General features: G+C 73.8%; 16 protein-coding genes. 13 read left to right on the forward strand and 3 right to left on the reverse strand.

Going from position 1 to position 18,699, the window contains the following annotated elements:
- Position 1: 1 nt before the first annotated feature.
- The 4 genes from ACIF8T_RS01880 to ACIF8T_RS01895 all read left to right on the forward strand — a co-directional run bounded on the left by ACIF8T_RS01880 (position 2) and on the right by ACIF8T_RS01895 (position 3,228).
- A complete protein-coding gene (locus ACIF8T_RS01880) occupies positions 2 to 844 on the forward strand; it encodes an arylamine N-acetyltransferase (RefSeq protein WP_400030084.1) in 843 nt (280 codons plus the stop codon).
- Positions 845 to 1,005: 161 nt separating this feature from the next.
- Entirely contained in the window at positions 1,006 to 1,251 is a 246-nt protein-coding gene (locus tag ACIF8T_RS01885; RefSeq protein WP_400030086.1) for a hypothetical protein, read from the forward strand.
- 307 nt (positions 1,252 to 1,558) lie between these two features.
- Positions 1,559 to 2,545 carry a DNA polymerase III subunit delta gene (gene holA, locus ACIF8T_RS01890; RefSeq protein WP_400030088.1) on the forward strand — a complete coding sequence of 329 codons (987 nt, stop codon included), beginning with the start codon at positions 1,559 to 1,561 and terminating at the stop codon, positions 2,543 to 2,545.
- 287 nt (positions 2,546 to 2,832) lie between these two features.
- Positions 2,833 to 3,228, forward strand: a complete 396-nt coding sequence (locus ACIF8T_RS01895; RefSeq protein ID WP_400030090.1) for a nuclear transport factor 2 family protein — start codon at positions 2,833 to 2,835, stop codon at positions 3,226 to 3,228.
- 253 nt (positions 3,229 to 3,481) lie between these two features.
- Here ACIF8T_RS01895 and rpsT read toward each other — a convergent pair whose 3' ends face one another.
- The gene (gene rpsT, locus ACIF8T_RS01900) at positions 3,482 to 3,748 is read right to left on the reverse strand and encodes a 30S ribosomal protein S20 (protein ID WP_400030092.1); all 267 of its coding nucleotides are present in this window, start codon (positions 3,746 to 3,748) and stop codon (positions 3,482 to 3,484) included.
- A gap of 331 nt (positions 3,749 to 4,079) precedes the next feature.
- On the opposite strand from rpsT, the gene lepA reads away from it, so the two are divergent.
- The 4 genes from lepA (at position 4,080) to hemW (ending at position 12,117) form a co-directional block, all read left to right on the forward strand.
- Positions 4,080 to 5,948: a translation elongation factor 4 gene (lepA, locus tag ACIF8T_RS01905; protein WP_400030094.1), complete on the forward strand. Its 1,869-nt coding sequence runs from the start codon at positions 4,080 to 4,082 to the stop codon at positions 5,946 to 5,948.
- A 250-nt stretch (positions 5,949 to 6,198) separates the two neighbouring features.
- Positions 6,199 to 8,073 (forward strand): AMP-dependent synthetase/ligase, encoded by a 1,875-nt coding sequence (locus ACIF8T_RS01910; protein ID WP_400030096.1) that lies wholly within the window; start codon positions 6,199 to 6,201, stop codon positions 8,071 to 8,073.
- Between the two features lie 508 nt (positions 8,074 to 8,581).
- Positions 8,582 to 10,483, forward strand: a complete 1,902-nt coding sequence (locus ACIF8T_RS01915) for a SpoIIE family protein phosphatase (RefSeq protein WP_400030098.1) — start codon at positions 8,582 to 8,584, stop codon at positions 10,481 to 10,483.
- A gap of 401 nt (positions 10,484 to 10,884) precedes the next feature.
- Positions 10,885 to 12,117, forward strand: a complete 1,233-nt coding sequence (gene hemW / locus ACIF8T_RS01920) for a radical SAM family heme chaperone HemW (protein WP_400030100.1) — start codon at positions 10,885 to 10,887, stop codon at positions 12,115 to 12,117.
- On the opposite strand, the gene ACIF8T_RS01925 is transcribed toward hemW, so the two are convergent.
- Together ACIF8T_RS01925 and ACIF8T_RS01930 are read right to left on the reverse strand one after the other, a co-directional pair.
- Positions 12,118 to 12,924, reverse strand: a complete 807-nt coding sequence (locus ACIF8T_RS01925; RefSeq protein WP_400030102.1) for a DUF3097 domain-containing protein — start codon at positions 12,922 to 12,924, stop codon at positions 12,118 to 12,120. It lies immediately after the preceding gene.
- A gap of 31 nt (positions 12,925 to 12,955) precedes the next feature.
- Positions 12,956 to 13,687: an MBL fold metallo-hydrolase gene (locus ACIF8T_RS01930; protein ID WP_400030104.1), complete on the reverse strand. Its 732-nt coding sequence runs from the start codon at positions 13,685 to 13,687 to the stop codon at positions 12,956 to 12,958.
- 179 nt (positions 13,688 to 13,866) lie between these two features.
- Here ACIF8T_RS01930 and hrcA point away from each other — a divergent pair, with 179 nt between their 5' ends.
- From hrcA to ACIF8T_RS01955, 5 genes are all read left to right on the forward strand, one after another.
- Positions 13,867 to 14,883: a heat-inducible transcriptional repressor HrcA gene (gene hrcA, locus ACIF8T_RS01935; protein ID WP_400030106.1), complete on the forward strand. Its 1,017-nt coding sequence runs from the start codon at positions 13,867 to 13,869 to the stop codon at positions 14,881 to 14,883.
- On the forward strand, positions 14,883 to 16,019 hold the full coding sequence (gene dnaJ, locus ACIF8T_RS01940; RefSeq protein ID WP_400030108.1) for a molecular chaperone DnaJ: 1,137 nt from the start codon (positions 14,883 to 14,885) through the stop codon (positions 16,017 to 16,019). Before hrcA ends, dnaJ begins: the two co-directional genes overlap by 1 nt.
- Positions 16,020 to 16,119: 100 nt before the next feature.
- Positions 16,120 to 17,247 (forward strand): nitronate monooxygenase, encoded by a 1,128-nt coding sequence (locus ACIF8T_RS01945; RefSeq protein ID WP_400030110.1) that lies wholly within the window; start codon positions 16,120 to 16,122, stop codon positions 17,245 to 17,247.
- A complete protein-coding gene (locus ACIF8T_RS01950) occupies positions 17,244 to 17,984 on the forward strand; it encodes a 16S rRNA (uracil(1498)-N(3))-methyltransferase (protein ID WP_400030112.1) in 741 nt (246 codons plus the stop codon). The genes ACIF8T_RS01945 and ACIF8T_RS01950 overlap by 4 nt, the downstream gene beginning before the upstream one ends.
- Positions 17,985 to 18,129: 145 nt before the next feature.
- A complete protein-coding gene (locus ACIF8T_RS01955; RefSeq protein WP_400030114.1) occupies positions 18,130 to 18,684 on the forward strand; it encodes a hypothetical protein in 555 nt (184 codons plus the stop codon).
- Positions 18,685 to 18,699 lie beyond the last annotated feature (15 nt).

Here is an 18,699-nt window from a genome sequence, read left to right on the forward strand (position 1 = left end):
CATGAATTCCGCACAGGTTGATGCCTACCTTCGCCGTCTGGGAGTCGAGCAGCCGGCGTGGCCCACCGTCGACGTCCTGCGCGAGCTGCACCTGCGCCATCTGCAGACCGTGCCGTTCGAAAACCTTTCGATCCACCTGGGGGAGGAGATCGCGCTGGAGGAGAAGCGGTTGCTGGACAAGGTGGTGGACGCGCGACGGGGCGGGTTCTGCTACGAACTGAACGGCGCCTTCGGGACGTTGCTCACCGCGCTGGGGTACGAGGTCACGCTGCTGGCGGCACGGGTGTACGGGGACGGGGGCCGGCTCGGGATCCCGTACGACCACCTCGCGCTGCGGGTGCGGACGGTGGACGGGGGCGACTGGCTCGCCGACGTAGGCTTCGGGGCCCACAGCCACTTCCCGCTGGTGTTCGGGGAGCGGGGTGAGCAGACGGATCCCGGCGGCACGTTCCGGGTCGTCGAGGCGGATCCGGACGCGGCCGGGGTGCGGGGCGGGCACGACACGGTCGAGGCCGCGGACCTGGACGTGATCCGCGACGGCAAGGCGCAGTACCGGCTGGAGGTGCGGCCGCGGGTGCTCGGCGACTTCGTGGCCGGGGCGTGGTGGCACACCACCTCACCGGCGTCGCACTTCACCCGGTCACTGGTCTGCTCGCGGGTCACGGAGGACGGCGGCAGGGTCACGCTCGCCGGGCGCCGGCTCACGGTGACGGCCGCCGACGGGACGCGGCGGGAAGAGGAGCTGGGGACGGACGAGGAGGTGCGGTCGGTGTACCGGGACCGCTTCGGCATCGAGCTGGACCGGGTGCCGGTCGTACGGGGTGCCGACGAGCCGGAAGGCTGATGCGGGCGCCAGGCGTGCGAGGGCGCTGGGGCGGAGGGCTGATGTGGGTGCCGGTCGTGCGGGGCGTACGGCCGGGGCTGCGGGGGCCTTGGCCGGCCGGTGCGGAGAGGGAGGAGGGGCGGGCCGGCGGAGTGCCGTCGGGGGTACCGGACAATGGCTCCGTGAGTGATGTGCGACATGTGCTGGTGCTGCCCGACCGTGATGCCGCGGAGGAGGTCGCGGAGGCGCTGGGGGAGCGGTTCGGGGTCGACGAGGAGCCGCGGCTGGTGCGGGACGCGCTGGCCGGGGAGGACGACGCGGAGGACGCGCAGTGGCTGGTCCTGCTGCGGGACTCGGCGGGGCGGCTGGACCCGGGCGAGTTGGACGCGTTCGCGGGGGAGTGGGAGGGGTGGCGGGAGGAACCGTAGCGCCGGGCCCGCGCGGCGGCCGGGCGCGCGACCGCCCCTGGCGTGACGGGCCGGGCTCGCCCCTGCGGGGAGCAGCGGCCGGAGTCCGCCGGGGGAGCAGCGCCGGAATCTGCCCGGGGAAGCAACGCCGGAGTTTGCCCGGGAGCGCAAGGGTCGGGGCCCATCGCAGGGTGGGGAGCAGCGGCCGGAGCCCGTCGGCGAGCAGCGGCTGGAGTGCCGAGGAGAGCAAGTGCCGCGGGAGCAGTGCCCGGAGCCCGGGGGAAGGCGTCGCGCGGTGATGTCGGTGGTGCGTGGGATGCTTGGGCCGATGGCCAGGAAGACTGCTCAGGATGATCCTCTCGCCCCCGTGACGCTCGCCGTGGGCCAGGAGGAGCTGCTGCTCGACCGCGCCGTGCAGGAGGTGGTGGCTGCGGCGAAGGCGAGCGACGCCGACACGGACGTGCGGGACCTGACCCCCGACCAGGTGCAACCCGGCACGCTGGCCGAGCTGACCAGCCCCTCGCTCTTCGCGGAGCGCAAGGTCGTGGTCGTGCGCAACGCGCAGGACCTCTCGGCCGACACGGTCAAGGACGTGAAGGCGTACCTCGGGGCGCCCGCCGAGGAGATCACGCTCGTGCTGCTGCACGCGGGCGGCGCCAAGGGCAAGGGGTTGCTGGACGCGGCGCGCAAGGCGGGGGCGCGGGAGGTGGCGTGCCCCAAGATGACCAAGCCGGCGGACCGGCTGGCGTTCGTGCGGGGGGAGTTCCGGACGGCCGGGCGGTCGGCCGCGCCCGAGGCGTGCCAGGCGCTGGTCGACGCGATCGGCAGCGACCTGCGGGAGCTGGCGTCGGCGGTGTCCCAGCTGTGCGCGGACGTCGAGGGGACGATCGACGAGGCGGTCGTCGGGCGGTACTACACGGGGCGGGCCGAGGCGTCGAGCTTCACGGTCGCCGACCGGGCGGTCGAGGGCCGGGCGGCGGAGGCGCTGGAGGCACTGCGCTGGTCGCTGGCGACCGGGGTGGCGCCGGTGATGATCACGAGTGCGCTGGCCCAGGGGGTGCGGGCGATCGGGAAGCTGTCGTCGGCGCGGGGCGGGCGGCCGGCGGATCTCGCCCGGGAGCTCGGTATGCCGCCCTGGAAGATCGATCGGGTGCGGCAGCAGATGCGGGGCTGGACGCCGGACGGGGTGGCCGTGGCGCTGCGGGCGGTGGCCGAGGCGGACGCGGGTGTGAAGGGCGGCGGGGACGACCCGGAGTACGCGTTGGAGAAGGCAGTGGTGGCCATCGCGCGGGCGGCGAGGTCCCGGGGGCGGTAGCCGGTGCTCCGCTGCGACCGCCGGCCGCTGTGGCCGCTCCCTCCGGGGCGGACGTCCGGGTCCGTGAAGCAGCGGTTCCGACGCCGCCGCCCCCACGGTTCAGTAGCTTCCCCCACCCCCGATCCGGTGGCTCCTTCCACGATCCGTCAGCCCTTCCCGTGATCCGTCAGCCCTCCGTGATCCTGCGGCCCTTCCCCGGCCCGTGATCCAGTAGCCCTTCGCCCGCACCGGAGGAGAATCGGGCGTATCAGCCGTTCATCGCCGGACTAGGGAAGGTGGCGACCGTCATGGCTGAGCACCCGCACGCCATGCTCGTCCGCCAGGGCTACGAAGCGTTCCAGCGGGGGGACATGGACACCCTGCGCGGCATGATGACCGGGGACTGCACGCACCACGTGCCCGGTTCCCACCCGCTGGCGGGGGACCACAAGGGGATCGACGCGATCATCGACTACTACGGCCGGCTCCACACGGAGACGGACGGGTCGTTCCGGGTCGAGCTGCTCAACGTGTTCGTCGACGGGCGGGGGCACGCCGTCTCGGTGCACCGTTTCACCGCCGACCGCGGCGGCAAGCACCTCGACGCGAACGGAGGCCTCGTCTTCCGGATCGTCGGGGACAAGATGACCGACCTCGACGAGTGCGTCGAGGACATGGACCAGGGCGACGACTTCTGGTCGTGACGCCCCTCCGTGACACCCCTCCGTGGCGCGACGCGCGGTGACACCGGCCGCACACGCCGAAGGCCCCGCCCGCCGCTCTGGGGAAGAGCGGCGGGCGGGGCCTTCGGTTCACGCCGGGTGAGCCCGCCCCCGCGTGGCGAACGCAGGCCGCGGGCGAGCTCGGGGTGCCGGTCGGGGGCGGATGAGAGAGGGCCCGCCCTGGGTCCTTCCGGCGGCTGGATCCGCGGGGGATCCGGTCAGATCAGAAAGGGGTTCAGCCCTTGAGGGCGGCGACCTTCTGAGCCAGCGCCGACTTCTTGTTGGCGGCCTGGTTCTTGTGGATGACGCCCTTGGAGACGGCCTTGTCGAGCTGACGCGCGGCAGCGCGCTGGTACTCGGTGGCCTTCTCGACGTCACCCGCGGCAGCGGCCTCGCGGGCCTTGCGGACCGCGGTCTTCAGGGAGGACTTGACGGCCTTGTTGCGCAGCCGCGCCTTCTCGTTGGTCTTGATCCGCTTGATCTGGGACTTGATGTTCGCCACGAATGAGCCTCTACAGGTTCAGGCACGGAGCCGGGAGCACTCCGGGCAAGGAGATGCCGGGTTCCGTACCGAGTGATTTACCAGGTGATTTCTTGATGACGTGCCTCGCGCTGAGAGGGCATGAGACACAGCCACCCAGACTAGCAGCGGCCCTCCGGGCGGCCCAAACCGGCCGCCGGACGCCTCCGCTCCGGCCCCTCGCGCCGGGCTCGCTCCCGCTGGTTCCGGGGCAAACCGTCCCCCGCCTCCCGCGCGTGGGACCATGGAAGCTACGTATCGATCCGACCCGAGACCGCAGACACTGCGGACGCCTCAAGAATCAGGACCCTGCGTGCCCGCGATCCCTAGCCATGTGCCCGAGCCGAGCCGTACCGACCCGGCTCTGATCCGCAATTTCTGCATCATCGCGCACATCGACCACGGCAAGTCCACGCTCGCCGACCGGATGCTCCAGCTGACCGGTGTGGTCGAGCAGCGGCAGATGCGCGCTCAGTACCTCGACCGCATGGACATCGAGCGCGAGCGCGGCATCACGATCAAGTCCCAGGCGGTGCGTCTGCCGTGGGCCCCGACCCACGACAAGAGCAACACGCACATCCTCAACATGATCGACACCCCCGGGCACGTCGACTTCACCTACGAGGTGTCGCGGTCGCTGGCCGCGTGCGAGGGGACCATCCTGCTCGTCGACGCGGCCCAGGGCATCGAGGCCCAGACCCTCGCCAACCTGTACCTGGCGATGGAGAACGACCTCACGATCATCCCCGTGCTGAACAAGATCGACCTTCCCGCGGCCCAGCCGGAGAAGTTCGCCGAGGAGCTCGCCAACCTGGTCGGCTGCGAGCCCGGCGACGTGCTGAAGGTGTCGGCGAAGACCGGTCTGGGCGTCGAGGCGCTGCTCGACAAGGTCGTCGCCGAGATCCCGGCCCCGGTCGGCGTCAAGGACGCCCCGGCCCGCGCCATGATCTTCGACTCCGTCTACGACTCCTACCGGGGTGTCGTGACGTACGTCCGTGTCATCGACGGGCAGCTCAACAAGCGCGAGCGCATCCGGATGATGTCCACGAACGCCACGCACGAGCTGCTGGAGATCGGCACCAACTCGCCGGAGATGCTGCCGGCCGACGGCCTGGGCGTCGGCGAGGTGGGGTACCTGATCACCGGTGTGAAGGACGTCCGCCAGTCCAAGGTCGGCGACACCGTCACCAGCATGCAGAAGGGCGCCACCGAGGCGCTCGGCGGGTACAAGGACCCCAAGCCCATGGTCTTCTCCGGGCTGTACCCGCTGGACGGGTCCGACTACCCCGAGCTGCGCGAGGCCCTGGACAAGCTCCAGCTCAACGACGCCGCGCTGGTCTACGAGCCGGAGACCTCCGCCGCGCTCGGCTTCGGCTTCCGCGTCGGCTTCCTCGGCCTGCTGCACCTGGACGTGATCCGGGAGCGGCTGGAGCGCGAGTTCGGCCTGGACCTGATCGCCACCGCCCCCAACGTGGTCTACCGCGTGACCATGGAGGACGGCGAGGAGATCACGGTCACCAACCCCAGCGAGTTCCCCGAGGGGAAGATCGCGGAGGTGCACGAGCCGGTGGTGCGGGCGACGATCCTCGCGCCCACCGAGTTCATCGGCGCGATCATGGAGCTGTGCCAGACCCGGCGCGGCACCCTGCTCGGCATGGACTACCTCTCCGAGGACCGGGTCGAGATCCGCTACACCCTGCCGCTCGCGGAGATCGTCTTCGACTTCTTCGACCAGCTGAAGTCCAAGACCCGCGGCTACGCCTCCCTCGACTACGAGCCCACCGGCGAGCAGTCCAGCTCCCTGGTCAAGGTCGACATCCTGCTGCACGGCGACAAGGTGGACGCCTTCTCGGCGATCACCCACAAGGACCAGGCGTACGCGTACGGCGTCCGGCTCGTCGCCAAGCTGAAGGAGCTGATCCCGCGGCAGAACTTCGAGGTGCCGGTCCAGGCCGCCATCGGCTCCCGGGTGATCGCCCGCGAGACCATCCGCGCCATCCGCAAGGACGTCCTCGCCAAGTGCTACGGCGGTGACATCTCCCGCAAGCGCAAGCTGCTGGAGAAGCAGAAGGAAGGCAAGAAGCGGATGAAGATGGTGGGATCCGTGGAGGTTCCGCAGGAGGCCTTCATCGCGGTCCTGTCCAGCGATGACAGCGCGGGATCGGGCAAGGCCAAGAAGTAGCCGCCGATTACCGTGGGTTACAGCCCGAACCGGGTGGAACAGGGGCCCGTCGCGCGAAAGCGCGGCGGGCCCCTGTGCGTCCACCGGGTGCCTCTCTGTAGGAAGTGACAGGCCGCGAAGTCTTACGCGGTGGCCGGTCGGGCCTTACTCTGATCCCTGCTCGATAGTTACTCGCGAGTTAAACAACGGCGCGCGAGTGAACCCAGCCGCACCTGAGCCAGCCGCACCGTCGCGGGCCCCGGAGGATGTCGTGAGCGACACACAGCAACTGATCGAGAACCGTCCGCCCTCCGTGGCGGCCCTCTTCCTGGAGCGCGTGGCGGCCACGCCGGACGCCGAGGCCTACCGCTACCCCGTGCCGTCCGCCTCCGGCGAGGGGCCGGACGACTGGAAGGGACTGAGCTGGGCGCAGACCGCCGAGCGCGTCCACGCCATCGCGGCCGGCCTGATCGAACTGGGCGTGCAGCCGGAGGAGCGGGTGGCGCTGGCCGCCGCGACCCGGGTCGAGTGGATCCTCGCCGACCTGGGCATCCTGTGCGCGGGCGCCGCCACGACCACGATCTACCCGCAGACCAACGCCGAGGAGTCGGCGTTCATCCTCTCGGACTCCGAGAGCAAGGTGCTCATCGCGGAGAACGCCGAGCAGCTGGCCAAGGCCGAGGAGAAGCGGGCCGAGCTGCCCGGCCTCACCCACGTCGTGGTGATCGACGCGGCCGGCGTGGAGACCGGCGACCGGGTCCTCTCCCTCGACGAACTGGAGAGCCGGGGCGCGGCCCGGCTGGAGAAGGACCCCGAGCTCATCAAGGAGCGGGTCGGCGCGATCACCAAGGACCAGCTGGCCACCCTCATCTACACCTCCGGCACCACCGGCCGCCCCAAGGGCGTGCGCCTGCCGCACGACAACTGGGCGTACATGGCGAAGGCGATCGCCGCGACCGGGCTGGTCAGCGCCGAGGACGTGCAGTACCTGTGGCTGCCGCTCGCCCACGTCTTCGGCAAGGTGCTGACCTCCGGCCAGATCGAGGTCGGGCACGTCACCGCCGTCGACGGCCGGGTCGACAAGATCATCGAGAACCTGCCGGTGGTGCGGCCGACGTACATGGCGGCCGTGCCGCGCATCTTCGAGAAGGTCTACAACGGGGTCGCGACCAAGGCGAAGGCCGGCGGCGGCGCCAAGTACAAGATCTTCCAGTGGGCCGCCGAGGTCGCCCGCGAGTACGCCAAGGTCACCCAGGACAACTTCCGCCGCACCGGCACCGCGAGCGCCCCCTTCGGCCTGTCGGCCAAGCACAAGGTCGCCGACACGCTGGTGTACGCCAAGATCCGCGAGGCCTTCGGCGGCAACCTGCGCGCCTGCGTGTCGGGCAGCGCCGCCCTCGCGCCCGAGATCGGCTACTTCTTCGCCGGCGCCGGCATCCACATCCTGGAGGGCTACGGCCTCACCGAGTCCTCCGCCGCCTCCTTCGTCAACCCGGGCGAGGCGTACCGCACCGGCACCGTCGGCAAGCCGCTGCCCGGCACCGAGGTGCGCATCGCGGACGACGGTGAGATCCTGCTGCGCGGCCCCGGCATCATGGAGGGCTACCACAAGCTGCCCGAGAAGACCGCCGAGGTCCTGGAGGCGGACGGCTGGTTCCACACCGGCGACATCGGCGAGCTCTCGCCCGACGGCTACCTGCGGATCACCGACCGCAAGAAGGACCTGATCAAGACGTCCGGCGGCAAGTACATCGCGCCGGCCGAGGTCGAGGGCCAGTTCAAGGCGATCTGCCCGTACGTCTCCAACATCCTCGTGCACGGCGCCGACCGGAACTTCTGCACCGCCCTGATCGCCCTCGACGAGGTGGCGATCACCGGCTGGGCGGAGGAGAACGGCCTGGGCGGCAAGCCGTACGCGGACATCGTCGCCGCGCCGGTCACGGTCGAGATGGTCGACGGGTACGTGAAGCAGCTCAACGAGGGACTGCAGCGCTGGCAGACCATCAAGAAGTTCCGGCTGCTGCCGCGCGACCTCGACGTCGAGCACGGCGAGATCACGCCCAGCCTGAAGCTGAAGCGGCCCGTCGTCGAGCGGGAGTACAAGCACCTGATCGACGAGATGTACGAGGGGACGCGCGAGGCGTGACGAGCGGCCGGGGGACCGCCGGCCGGCCGCGGGGCACCGTGGCCGGCCGACGGTCCCCCGGCCCGTTCCTGGGGGAGGCCCGGCCGGGGGTAGCGGCGGGGACACGCACGGGTCACCTCGCCGGTGAGGGGCCGCGGCGGTGCGGTTCCTCCGGGGGCCGGGGACGCCCCGTGCCCGGGCCTGCCCGCCGAGGCGTCTCGGGGCCGGGGCGCGGGCCCCGGTCCGCGACCCGGCCGTGGGCCGCGGGGGATCCGGCCGTGATCCCGTGTCCGCCGGCCGCCGCCCCCGCGGAGCCGCCGCCCCGGACCGGGGCCGTCGCGGCGCGGAGCGGACGCGGCCCGGATGCCCGAATGTGACCGTCTCCGGGCGCGTCCTCGACCACGCGGGGAGCACGGTTCTCACTCATGGCGGCCCACTTCGGTAACTCGGTGCTCACGGACGGGTCCGGTCTGTCACCCTGTCGGCATCGACTGAGGCGTATTCGTCCGAACTGCCCGGGGAGCTGTCCATGGGGGCCATTCCGACGCAACGGGAGACACTCGTGCGTGCTTGCGGGGTGCCGGCGCACGCGTCGGAGGAGTCCGCCCCGCCGCACACCCGGGCGCACGCCACCCTGCCCGGCAGCTCCGTCGCCCCCGGCTCGGCCCGCGCCCTGGTGCGCACGGCGCTCGCCGACTGGAGCGCCCTCGGCCTGCCCGGCACCGAGCACGTCACCGACCGCCTCGCCGCGGACGCCCTGCTGGTCGTCAGCGAACTCGTCACCAACGCCGTGGTCCACGCCGGCACCGAGGTCGAGCTGACCTGCCGGCTGGAGGAGAGCGGCGTGCTGATCGTCGAGGTCTGCGACCACCACCCCTCGCGCGCCCCGCGCGGCGGCGAGCCGGAGACGGCGTACGAGACACCGGAGTACGGGCGCGGCCTGCGGCTCGTCGCGACGCTCGCGGAGGCCTGGGGGGTGACGTACCGCACGGGGTCCAAGACGGTGTGGGCGCGGCTGGCCGCGACGGACGCCACGGCCGGCGAGGAGATCGAGGCCTACGCCGAGGAGGAGCACGCCCTGGAGCGCGGGCTCCTGGTCGCCGGGATGCTCGCCCCCGAGCCCCCGCGGGCCGAGGGCGACCGCGACTGGCTGGGCCGCGGCGCCCTGTCCTTCCTCGCCGAGGCCTCCGACCTGCTCGCCGGGCAGCTCGACGAGGACCTGGTCGCCGCCCTCGCCGGGCAGCTCATCGTGCCGCGGCTGGCGGACTGGTGCGCGGTGTGGCTGGAGGACGAGGCCACCGGCCGCGGCGGATGGGCCGGCGGGGCGGGCCCGGCCCGCGTGTGGCACGGCAGCGAGAACCGGATCGAGGAGCTGCGGCGGGCCCTGGAGAAGGACCCGCCGCACCCGCACGACCCGTTGCGGTCCGGGCCCGCCGCCTACCCCTGGCCGGCCGGACCGCTGGGCGGGTCCGGCGCGGCGCTCGCCTACCGGCTGGTCGCCGGCGGGCGGCCGCTGGGCACCCTGGTCATCGGGCGGGCCGGCATCGCCCGCTTCCCCGACGAGATCACCGGGCTGGTGGAGGACCTCGGCCGCCGGGTGGCGCTCGCCATCGGCGCGGCCCGCCAGTACGCCCGGCAGGCCACCATCAGCGCCGTCCTGCAGCGCGGGCTGCTGCCCGGGGCGGTCGCCGCGATCCCCGGGGTGCGCAGCGCCCTGGTCTACGAGCCGTGCGACAAGGGCGGTCCGAGCGGCGACTTCTACGACGTGTTCCCGGCCGGCGACGGCCGCTGGTGCTTCGCCCTCGGCGACGTCCAGGGCAAGGGGCCGGAGGCCGCCGTGGTCATCGGCCTCGCCCGGCCCTGGCTGCGGCTGCTGGCCCGCGAGGGCTACCGGGTCGCCGACGTCCTGGACCGCCTCAACCAGCTCCTCCTCGACGACGCGACCGAGGCCGCCGACGCCGCCGCCCGGGCGCTGGTGGCCGCGGGCGCCCGGCCCACCGTCCCCGGGGACGGCCCGCAGACCCGTTTCCTCTCCCTCCTGTACGGCGAGCTGGTCCCCCACGAGGGCGGGGTCCGCTGCACCCTCGCCTCCGCCGGGCACCCGCTGCCGCTGCTCCTCGGCCCGGACGGCACGGTCCGCACGGCGGCCGGGCCGCAGACCCTCCTCGGGGTCGTCGAGGACGCCACCTACACCAGCGAGACCTTCGAGCTGGCCTCCGGCGACACGCTGCTGTGCGTCACGGACGGCGTGACCGAGCGGCGCAGCGGCTCGCGCCAGTTCGACGACGAGGACGGGCTGGCGACGGCGCTCGCCGGGTGCGCGGGGCTGGAGGCGGAGCCGATAGCGGAGCGGATCAAGCGGCTCGTGCACGAGTTCGGGGCGCGGCCGCCGGCGGACGACCTGGCACTGCTGGTGCTCCAGGCGGAGTGACGGGGGGCTCCCGCCCGCTTCCCGGGCGGGAGCCCCCGCGCCGGTTCCGGCGCGCGCCGGCGCGCCGCGCGCATCGCTCGGGCCGGTGCGCCGCGCGTGTCACCGGCGGCGGCCAGGGCACCGGGCGTGCCACCGCGGGCCGGCGCGCCGCGGGGAGCGCCCCGCCCCGGTGTGCCGCGCGTGTCACCGTGGGCCGGTGCGCCGCGGGAAGCGCTCCGCCCCGGTGCGTCAGGCGGGGCGACCCGCCCCGGTGCTCCCGGCGGAGTGCCGCCGCGGCGTGTCAGGCGGGGTGACTCTCCCCGGTGCGCCAGGCGGGGTGCCCCGCCCCGGTGCGCCAGGCGGAGCGACCCTCCCCGGTGCTCCCGGCGGAGTGCCGCCGCGGGTGCTGGACAATGGAAGGCATGCCTTCCGCACTCCCCGACGGCGAGCCCGTCCCCGCCGACGGTGCGCTGCCCGCGTCCGCGCTCGCCGGGGCCGCCGACCGCCCCCTCGGGTTCTACCTGCACGTCCCCTACTGCGCGACCCGCTGCGGCTACTGCGACTTCAACACCTACACCGCGACCGAGCTGCGCGGCACCGGCGGGGTGCTCGCCTCCCGCGACAACTACGCCGAGACGCTGATCGAGGAGGTCCGCCTGGCCCGCAAGGTCCTCGGCGACGATCCGCGCGAGGTCCGCACGGTGTTCGTCGGCGGCGGCACCCCGACCCTGCTGGCCGCGGACGACCTGGTCCGGATGCTGGGCGCGGTCCGCGACGAGTTCGGGCTGGCCGCCGACGCCGAGGTCACCACGGAGGCGAACCCGGAGTCGGTCGACCCGGCGTACCTCGCGGCCCTGCGGGAGGGCGGCTTCAACCGGATCTCCTTCGGCATGCAGAGCGCCCGGCAGCACGTGCTGAGGGTCCTGGACCGCACGCACACGCCCGGACGCCCGGAGGCGTGCGTCGCGGAGGCCCGCGCCGCGGGCTTCGCGCACGTCAACCTCGACCTGATCTACGGCACCCCGGGCGAGTCCGACGACGACTGGCGAGCCTCCCTGGAGGCGGCCCTCGGCGCCGGACCCGACCACGTCTCGGCGTACGCCCTGATCGTCGAGGAGGGCACCGGGCTGGCCCGCCGCATCCGCCGGGGCGAGATCCCGATGACCGACGACGACGTGCACGCCGACCGCTACCTGATCGCCGAGGAGACCCTGTCGGCGGCGGGCTTCGACTGGTACGAGGTGTCGAACTGGGCCACCTCCGAGGCCGGCCGCTGCCTGCACAACGAGCTGTACTGGCGGGGCGCCGACTGGTGGGGCGCGGGCCCCGGGGCGCACAGCCACGTCGGCGGGGTGCGCTGGTGGAACGTCAAGCACCCCGGCGCGTACGCGGCGGCGCTGGCGGCGGGCCGGTCACCGGGCGCGGGCCGCGAGGTCCTGTCCGAGGAGGACCGCCGGGTGGAGCGGATCCTGCTGGAGCTGCGGCTGCGCGAGGGCGTGCCGCTGGCGCTGCTGCGCGAGGACGGTCTCGCCGCCTCCCGCCGGGCGCTGGCGGACGGCCTGCTCCAGGACGGGCCGTACGGGGCGGGGCGGGCCGTGCTGACGCTGCGGGGGCGGCTGCTGGCGGACGCGGTGGTCAGGGACCTGGTGGACTGATCAGGCCGGCGGAGCCGTCACGAAGTCGATCAGCTCCTCCACCCGGCCCAGCAGCTCCGGCTCCAGGTCCTTGTACGACCGCACCCGGCCCAGGATCGCCTGCCAGGCGGCCCCGGTGTTCTCCGGCCAGCCCAGCGCGCGGCACACCCCCGTCTTCCAGTCCTGGCCGCGCGGCACCCGCGGCCAGGCCGCGATGCCCAGGGACGACGGTTTCACCGCCTCCCAGACGTCGACGAACGGGTGGCCCACCACCAGCGCGTGCTCGCTCGTCACCGCCCGGGCGATGCGCCACTCCTTCGTGCCCGGCACGAGGTGGTCCACGAGGACGCCGAGCCGGGCGTCGGGGCCCGGCCCGAACTCCTCGACGACGGACGGCAGGTCGTCGACGCCCTCCAGGTACTCCACGACCACCCCCTCGAGGCGCAGGTCGTCGCCCCACACCTTCTCGACCAGCTCGGCGTCGTGCCGGCCCTCCACGTAGATCCGCCCGGCCCGCGCCACGCGCGCGCGTGCCTGCGGGACGGCCACCGAGCCGGAGGCGGTGCGGGCGGGACGGGCCGGTCCCGGGGACGGCCGCACGAGGGTCACCGCGCGGCCCTCCAGGAGGAAGCCGCGCGGCTCCAGCGGGAAGACCCGGTGCTTGCCGAAGCGGTCCTCCAGGGTGACCGTGCCCGCCTCGCAGCGGATCACCGCGCCGCAGAAGCCGCTCCCCGCCTCCTCCACCACCAGGCCCGGTTCGGCCGGCACCTCGGGGACGGGCTTCGGCTTCTTCCACGGAGGGGTCAGGTCCGGAGAGTACTGGCGCATTCGGATGACGATAGGAGAAGCCCGGCCGCGATCACGGAGACACGCCGAACCGCTCGGCCAGCGCGTCCCGTTGCGCCCGGACGAACGCCGCGTCCACCACCGCTCCGTGACCGGGCACGTACAGCGCGTCCTCGCCGCCCAGTGCCAGCAGGCGGTCCAGGGCCGCCGGCCACCGCGACGGCACGGCGTCCGGGCCCGCCTGCGGCTCGCCGGACTCCTCGACCAGGTCGCCGCAGAAGACGACCTCCGGGGTGCCCGGCACCAGCACGGCCAGGTCGTGCGCGGTGTGCCCCGGCCCCACGTTCGCCAGCAGGACCTGCCGGCCGGCGCCCAGGTCGAGGGTCCACTCGCCGGAGACCAGGTGGCGGGGCGCGGTCAACGCGTCGACGGCCTCCTCGGCCCGGCGCGCCTCCATTCCGTGCCGCACCGCGTCCGCGCGCAGCTCCTCGCGGTCCCGCGTGCGCGTGAACACCCCGTCCACGCCCACCGCCCCGTACACCTCCGCGCCCGCGAACGCCGCCGAGCCGAGGACGTGGTCGAAGTGGGGGTGGGTCAGCGCGAGATGCGTCACACGGTGACCGGCCAGCCGCTCCGCCTGGACGCGCAGCCGCGCCCCCTCCGCCAGGCCGGACCCCGCGTCGATCAGCAGCGCCGCGCCCCCGCCCACGACCAGCCCTGCCGTGCAGTCCCACACCGGCAGCCGGCACCGCCCCACCCCGGCCGCGACCCGCTCCCATCCCAGCTCTTCCCAAGTCACCGTCATACGGCGACGCTAGCGGGCACGGGCCCCGTGGGCAGGGCCGCGCGGCCCCGGCCTTGCCCGTGCCGTACCCCACAGCCGTACACTGGGCCGGGGAGGTCTGGCACTCCCACGCGCCGAGTGCCAGGCAGTGTCAGGCGGAGGCAGGACACCAGGCGGACGACTTCTGGAGGTGTGCGCGGATGCTCAGTGAACGCAGGCTTCAGGTGCTGCGCGCCATCGTCCAGGACTACGTCGGCACCGAGGAGCCCGTCGGCTCGAAGGCGCTCACCGAGCGGCACAACCTGGGGGTCTCCCCGGCCACCGTGCGCAACGACATGGCGGCCCTGGAGGAGGAGGGGTACATCGCCCAGCCGCACACCAGCGCCGGGCGGATCCCCACCGACAAGGGCTACCGCCTGTTCGTCGACAAGCTGGCCGGTGTCAAGCCGATGACCGCGCCCGAGCGGCGGGCCATCCAGAACTTCCTCGAGGGCGCCGTCGACCTGGACGACGTGGTGGCCCGCACGGTGCGGCTGCTCGCGCAGCTGACCCGGCAGGTCGCCGTGGTGCAGTACCCGTCGCTGACGCGGTCGACCGTGCGGCACGTGGAACTGCTGTCGCTGGCCCCCGCGCGGGTGATGCTGGTGCTGATCACGGACACCGGACGGGTGGAGCAGCGGGTGGTCGACTGCCCGGCGCCGTTCGGCGAGACGTCGCTGGCGGACCTGCGCGCGCGGCTCAACAGCCGGGTCGCGGGCCGCCGGTTCACGGACGTGCCCACGCTGGTGGAGGACCTGCCGGACGCGTTCGAGGTCGAGGACCGCGGTACGGTCTCGACGGTGCTCTCCACCCTGCTGGAGACGCTGGTCGAGGAGAACGAGGAGCGGCTGATGATCGGCGGCACCGCCAATCTGACCCGCTTCGGGCACGACTTCCCCCTCACGATCCGGCCGGTGCTGGAGGCGCTGGAGGAGCAGGTCGTGCTCCTCAAGCTGCTCGGCGAGGCCAAGGATCCGGGCGTGACCGTCCGCATCGGTCACGAGAACGCCCACGAAGGACTCAACTCCACGTCCGTCGTGTCGGTCGGCTACGGTTCGGGCGGCGAGGCAGTCGCCAAGCTCGGCGTGGTCGGACCGACCCGCATGGACTACCCGGGAACGATGGGAGCGGTACGCGCAGTGGCACGGTACGTCGGACAGATCCTGGCGGAGTCGTAGTGGCCACGGACTACTACGCCGTACTCGGCGTGCGCCGCGACGCGTCGCAGGAAGAGATCAAGAAGGCCTTCCGGCGGCTCGCGCGCGAGCTGCACCCGGACGTCAACCCCGATCCGAAGACCCAGGAGCGGTTCAAGGAGATCAACGCCGCCTACGAGGTGCTGTCGGACCCGCAGAAGAAGCAGGTCTACGACCTCGGCGGCGACCCGCTCTCGCAGTCCGGCGGCGCCGGCGCGGGCGGCTTCGGGGCCGGCGGCTTCGGGAACTTCTCCGACATCATGGACGCGTTCTTCGGCACGGCGTCGCAGCGCGGTCCGCGCTCGCGCACCCGCCGCGGCCAGGACGCGATGATCCGCATCGAGGTCGAGCTCGACGAGGCCGCCTTCGGCACCACGAAGGACCTCCAGGTCGACACGGCCGTCGTCTGCACCACCTGCAGCGGTGAGGGCGCGGCGCCCGGCACCACCGCCCAGACGTGCGACATGTGCCGCGGCCGCGGCGAGGTCTCCCAGGTCACCCGGTCCTTCCTCGGCCAGGTCATGACCTCGCGCCCCTGCCCGCAGTGCCAGGGCTTCGGCACCGTCGTGCCGACGCCGTGCCCCGAGTGCGCGGGCGACGGCCGGGTCCGCTCCCGCCGCACGCTCACCGTGAAGATCCCCGCCGGTGTCGACAACGGCACGCGCATCCAGCTCGCCGGCGAGGGCGAGGTCGGGCCCGGCGGCGGTCCCGCCGGCGACCTGTACGTCGAGATCCACGAGCTGCCGCACCCGACCTTCCAGCGGCGCGGCGACGACCTGCACTGCACGGTGACCCTGCCCATGACGGCGGCGGCCCTCGGCACCAAGGTGCCGCTGGAGACGCTCGACGGCATGGAGGAGGTCGACATCCGGCCCGGCACCCAGTCCGGGCAGTCGATCCCGCTGCACGGCCGGGGCGTGACCCACCTGCGCGGCGGCGGCCGCGGCGACCTCATCGTCCACGTCGAGGTGCAGACCCCCAGCAAGCTCGACCCGGAGCAGGAGCGCCTGCTGCGCGAGCTGGCGAAGCTGCGCGGCGAGGAGCGCCCCCAGGGGCAGTTCCAGCCCGGGCAGCAGGGCCTGTTCTCGCGGTTGAAGGACGCCTTCAACGGGCGCTGAGACCGGCTCCCGCCGGCGGTCCGGCGCCGCCCGCGACGGCGGCCCGGACCGGCCGAGGGCCGGATTCGGACGTGGCCGGAGGGCGTGACACCATGCCGTCATGTCCTCCGCACTGACCGATCTCTTCCCCCACCCGATCGTGCAGGCCCCCATGGCGGGCGGCGTCTCCGTGCCGCGGCTCGCCGCCGCCGTGTCCGAGGCGGGCGGGCTCGGGTTCCTGGCCGCCGGGTACAAGACCGCCGACGGGATGTACCAGGAGATCAAGCAGCTGCGGAGCCTGACGGGCCGGCCGTTCGGCGTGAACCTGTTCCTGCCGCAGCCGGAGCACCCCGCGGGCACCGGCTCCACCGGGGCGGCCGACGCCGCGCCCTCCTGCGCCGCCGCCGTGGACGTCTACGCCCACCAGCTGTCCGGCGAGGCCGCCTGGTACGGGACGGAGCTCGGCGACCCCGAGAGCGGCCGGGACGACGGCTTCGAGGCCAAGCTCGCCGTGCTCCTGGACAACCCGGTGCCGGTGGTGTCGTTCCACTTCGGCGCGCCGAGCCGCGAGGTCGTCGACTCCCTGCACCGCGCCGGCACCTTCGTCCTGGTCACCGCGACCACCGCCGAGGAGGCCCGCGCCGTGGAGCGCGCCGGGGCGGACGCGGTGATCGCGCAGGGCGTCGAGGCGGGCGGCCACCAGGGCACCCACCGGGACGTCCCGGAGACGGACGGGACCGGGCTCGGGCTGCTCTCGCTGGTCGCCCAGGTCAGGGAGGCCGTCGGCATCCCGGTCGTCGCCGCCGGCGGCATCATGCGCGGCTGCCAGATCGCCGCGGTCCTCGCGGCGGGCGCGAGCGCGGCACAGCTCGGCACGGCGTTCCTCGCCACCCACGAGTCCGGCGCGCACGCCCTGCACAAGCGGGCGCTGACCAACCCGCTCTTCGTCCGCACGGAACTGACCCGGGCCTTCTCCGGACGGCCCGCCCGCGGCCTGGTCAACCGCTTCCTGCGCGAGCACGGCCCGTACGCGCCCGCCGCCTACCCGGAGGTCCACCACCTCACCGCGCCGCTGCGCAAGGCCGCCGCCGAGGCGGGCGACGCCCAGGGCATGGCGCTGTGGGCGGGGCAGGGGCACCGGATGGCCCGGGAGCTGCCGGCCGGGCAGCTGGTGGAGGTGCTGGCCGGTGAACTCGCGGCCGCGCGGACGGCGTTGTCGTCCTTCCCGGCGGGAGGTGCGGGCCGATGACCGCGCCGGTGTTCGTGGTGGACCACTTCGACGCGGGCCGCGGCGGCCGTTACGTGCTCGACGGCCCGGAGGGCAGGCACGCCGTCTCCGTGAAGCGGCTGCGGGCCGGTGAGGACGTCGTCCTCACCGACGGGGCCGGGCGCTGGGCGGACTGCGTGGTGCTCGACACGGAGGGCAAGGACCGGCTGGTCGTCCAGGTGGAGGCGGTGTCCGAGGAGCCGCCCGAGGAGCCCCGCATCACCGTCGTCCAGGCGCTGCCCAAGGGCGACCGGGGCGAGCTGGCCGTCGAGACGATGACCGAGGTCGGCGTCGACGCGATCGTGCCGTGGGCGGCGGCGCGCTGCATCACGCAGTGGAAGGGCGAGCGGGGGCAGAAGGCCCTGGCCAAGTGGCGGGCGACGGCCCGGGAGGCCGGCAAGCAGTCCCGCCGGGTGCGGTTCCCCGAGGTCGCGGACCAGGCGACCACCAAGCACGTCGCCGCCTTGCTCGCGGGAGCGGACTTCGCCGCCGTCCTGCACGAGACCGGCGCGGAGCCGCTGGCCACGGCCGCTCTCCCCGCCTCCGGTGACATCGTGCTGGTCGTCGGCCCCGAAGGGGGCGTCGCCCCCGAGGAGTTGGCGCTCTTCACGGAGGCGGGCGCGACGGCGTACCGGCTGGGCCGCAGCGTGCTGCGCACCTCGACCGCCGGGACCGCGGCGGCGGCCCTGCTGCTGGGGCGCACGGGCCGCTGGTCCTGACCGCTGCCGCCCGGCCCGACGGGGCCCGGCGCCAACGCCCGTGCGTCACGGGCGGGTCGGGCGTCGCCCGGCGGGGGCGTGCGGGAGCCCGGAGTGGCCGTATGCGCTCTTCCGCGGCGCGCGTGTCGGTGGCAGGCTGCCCTTCATGGGGGCGTTGAGGCGGATTCTGCAGCGGCCGCGCGGAGCCGGGGCGGTGGCCGTGGCGGGACTGGTGGTCGTCGTCGCGGGCGGTGCCGTGGCGTGCGAGCCGGGCGGCGGGCTGAGCTCGGCGGCCGTGGCGTACACGACCGACGAGGCCGTGACCAAGGAGCTCAACCGGCAGAAGGCGGGCGTGCGCTGGCTCAGCTGCACCGCCTCCTACGGCAGCGACGAGGACGCCTCGCCCTCCGCGAGCGAGGACACCGTCGCCACCGTCGACTGCCGGGGCGAGACCGACGACGGCAAGGAGATCACCGTCGACGGCGAGGTCACCCACGCGGTGAACGGCGCCTGCGTCCGCGGTCACCTCACCGCGAAGGTCGACGGCAAGGTGTGGTTCGACGTCAAGGGGCTCGGTGACTGCGACGCCACCAGCGCCCCGCCGGTCGGCGGCCCCGGCGGCGGCGGTGACGGACGGCCCGGACCCACCGTCACCGTGACCGTCACGACGACCGTCTGGTGCCAGCAGTACCCCAAGTGCCAGCCCGTGCAGGGCAAGTGACGTGCCGTCGGGGCG

It is taken from the genome of Streptomyces sp. NPDC085946 (assembly GCF_044540485.1).
Classification (GTDB): Bacteria; Actinomycetota; Actinomycetes; order Streptomycetales; family Streptomycetaceae; genus Streptomyces.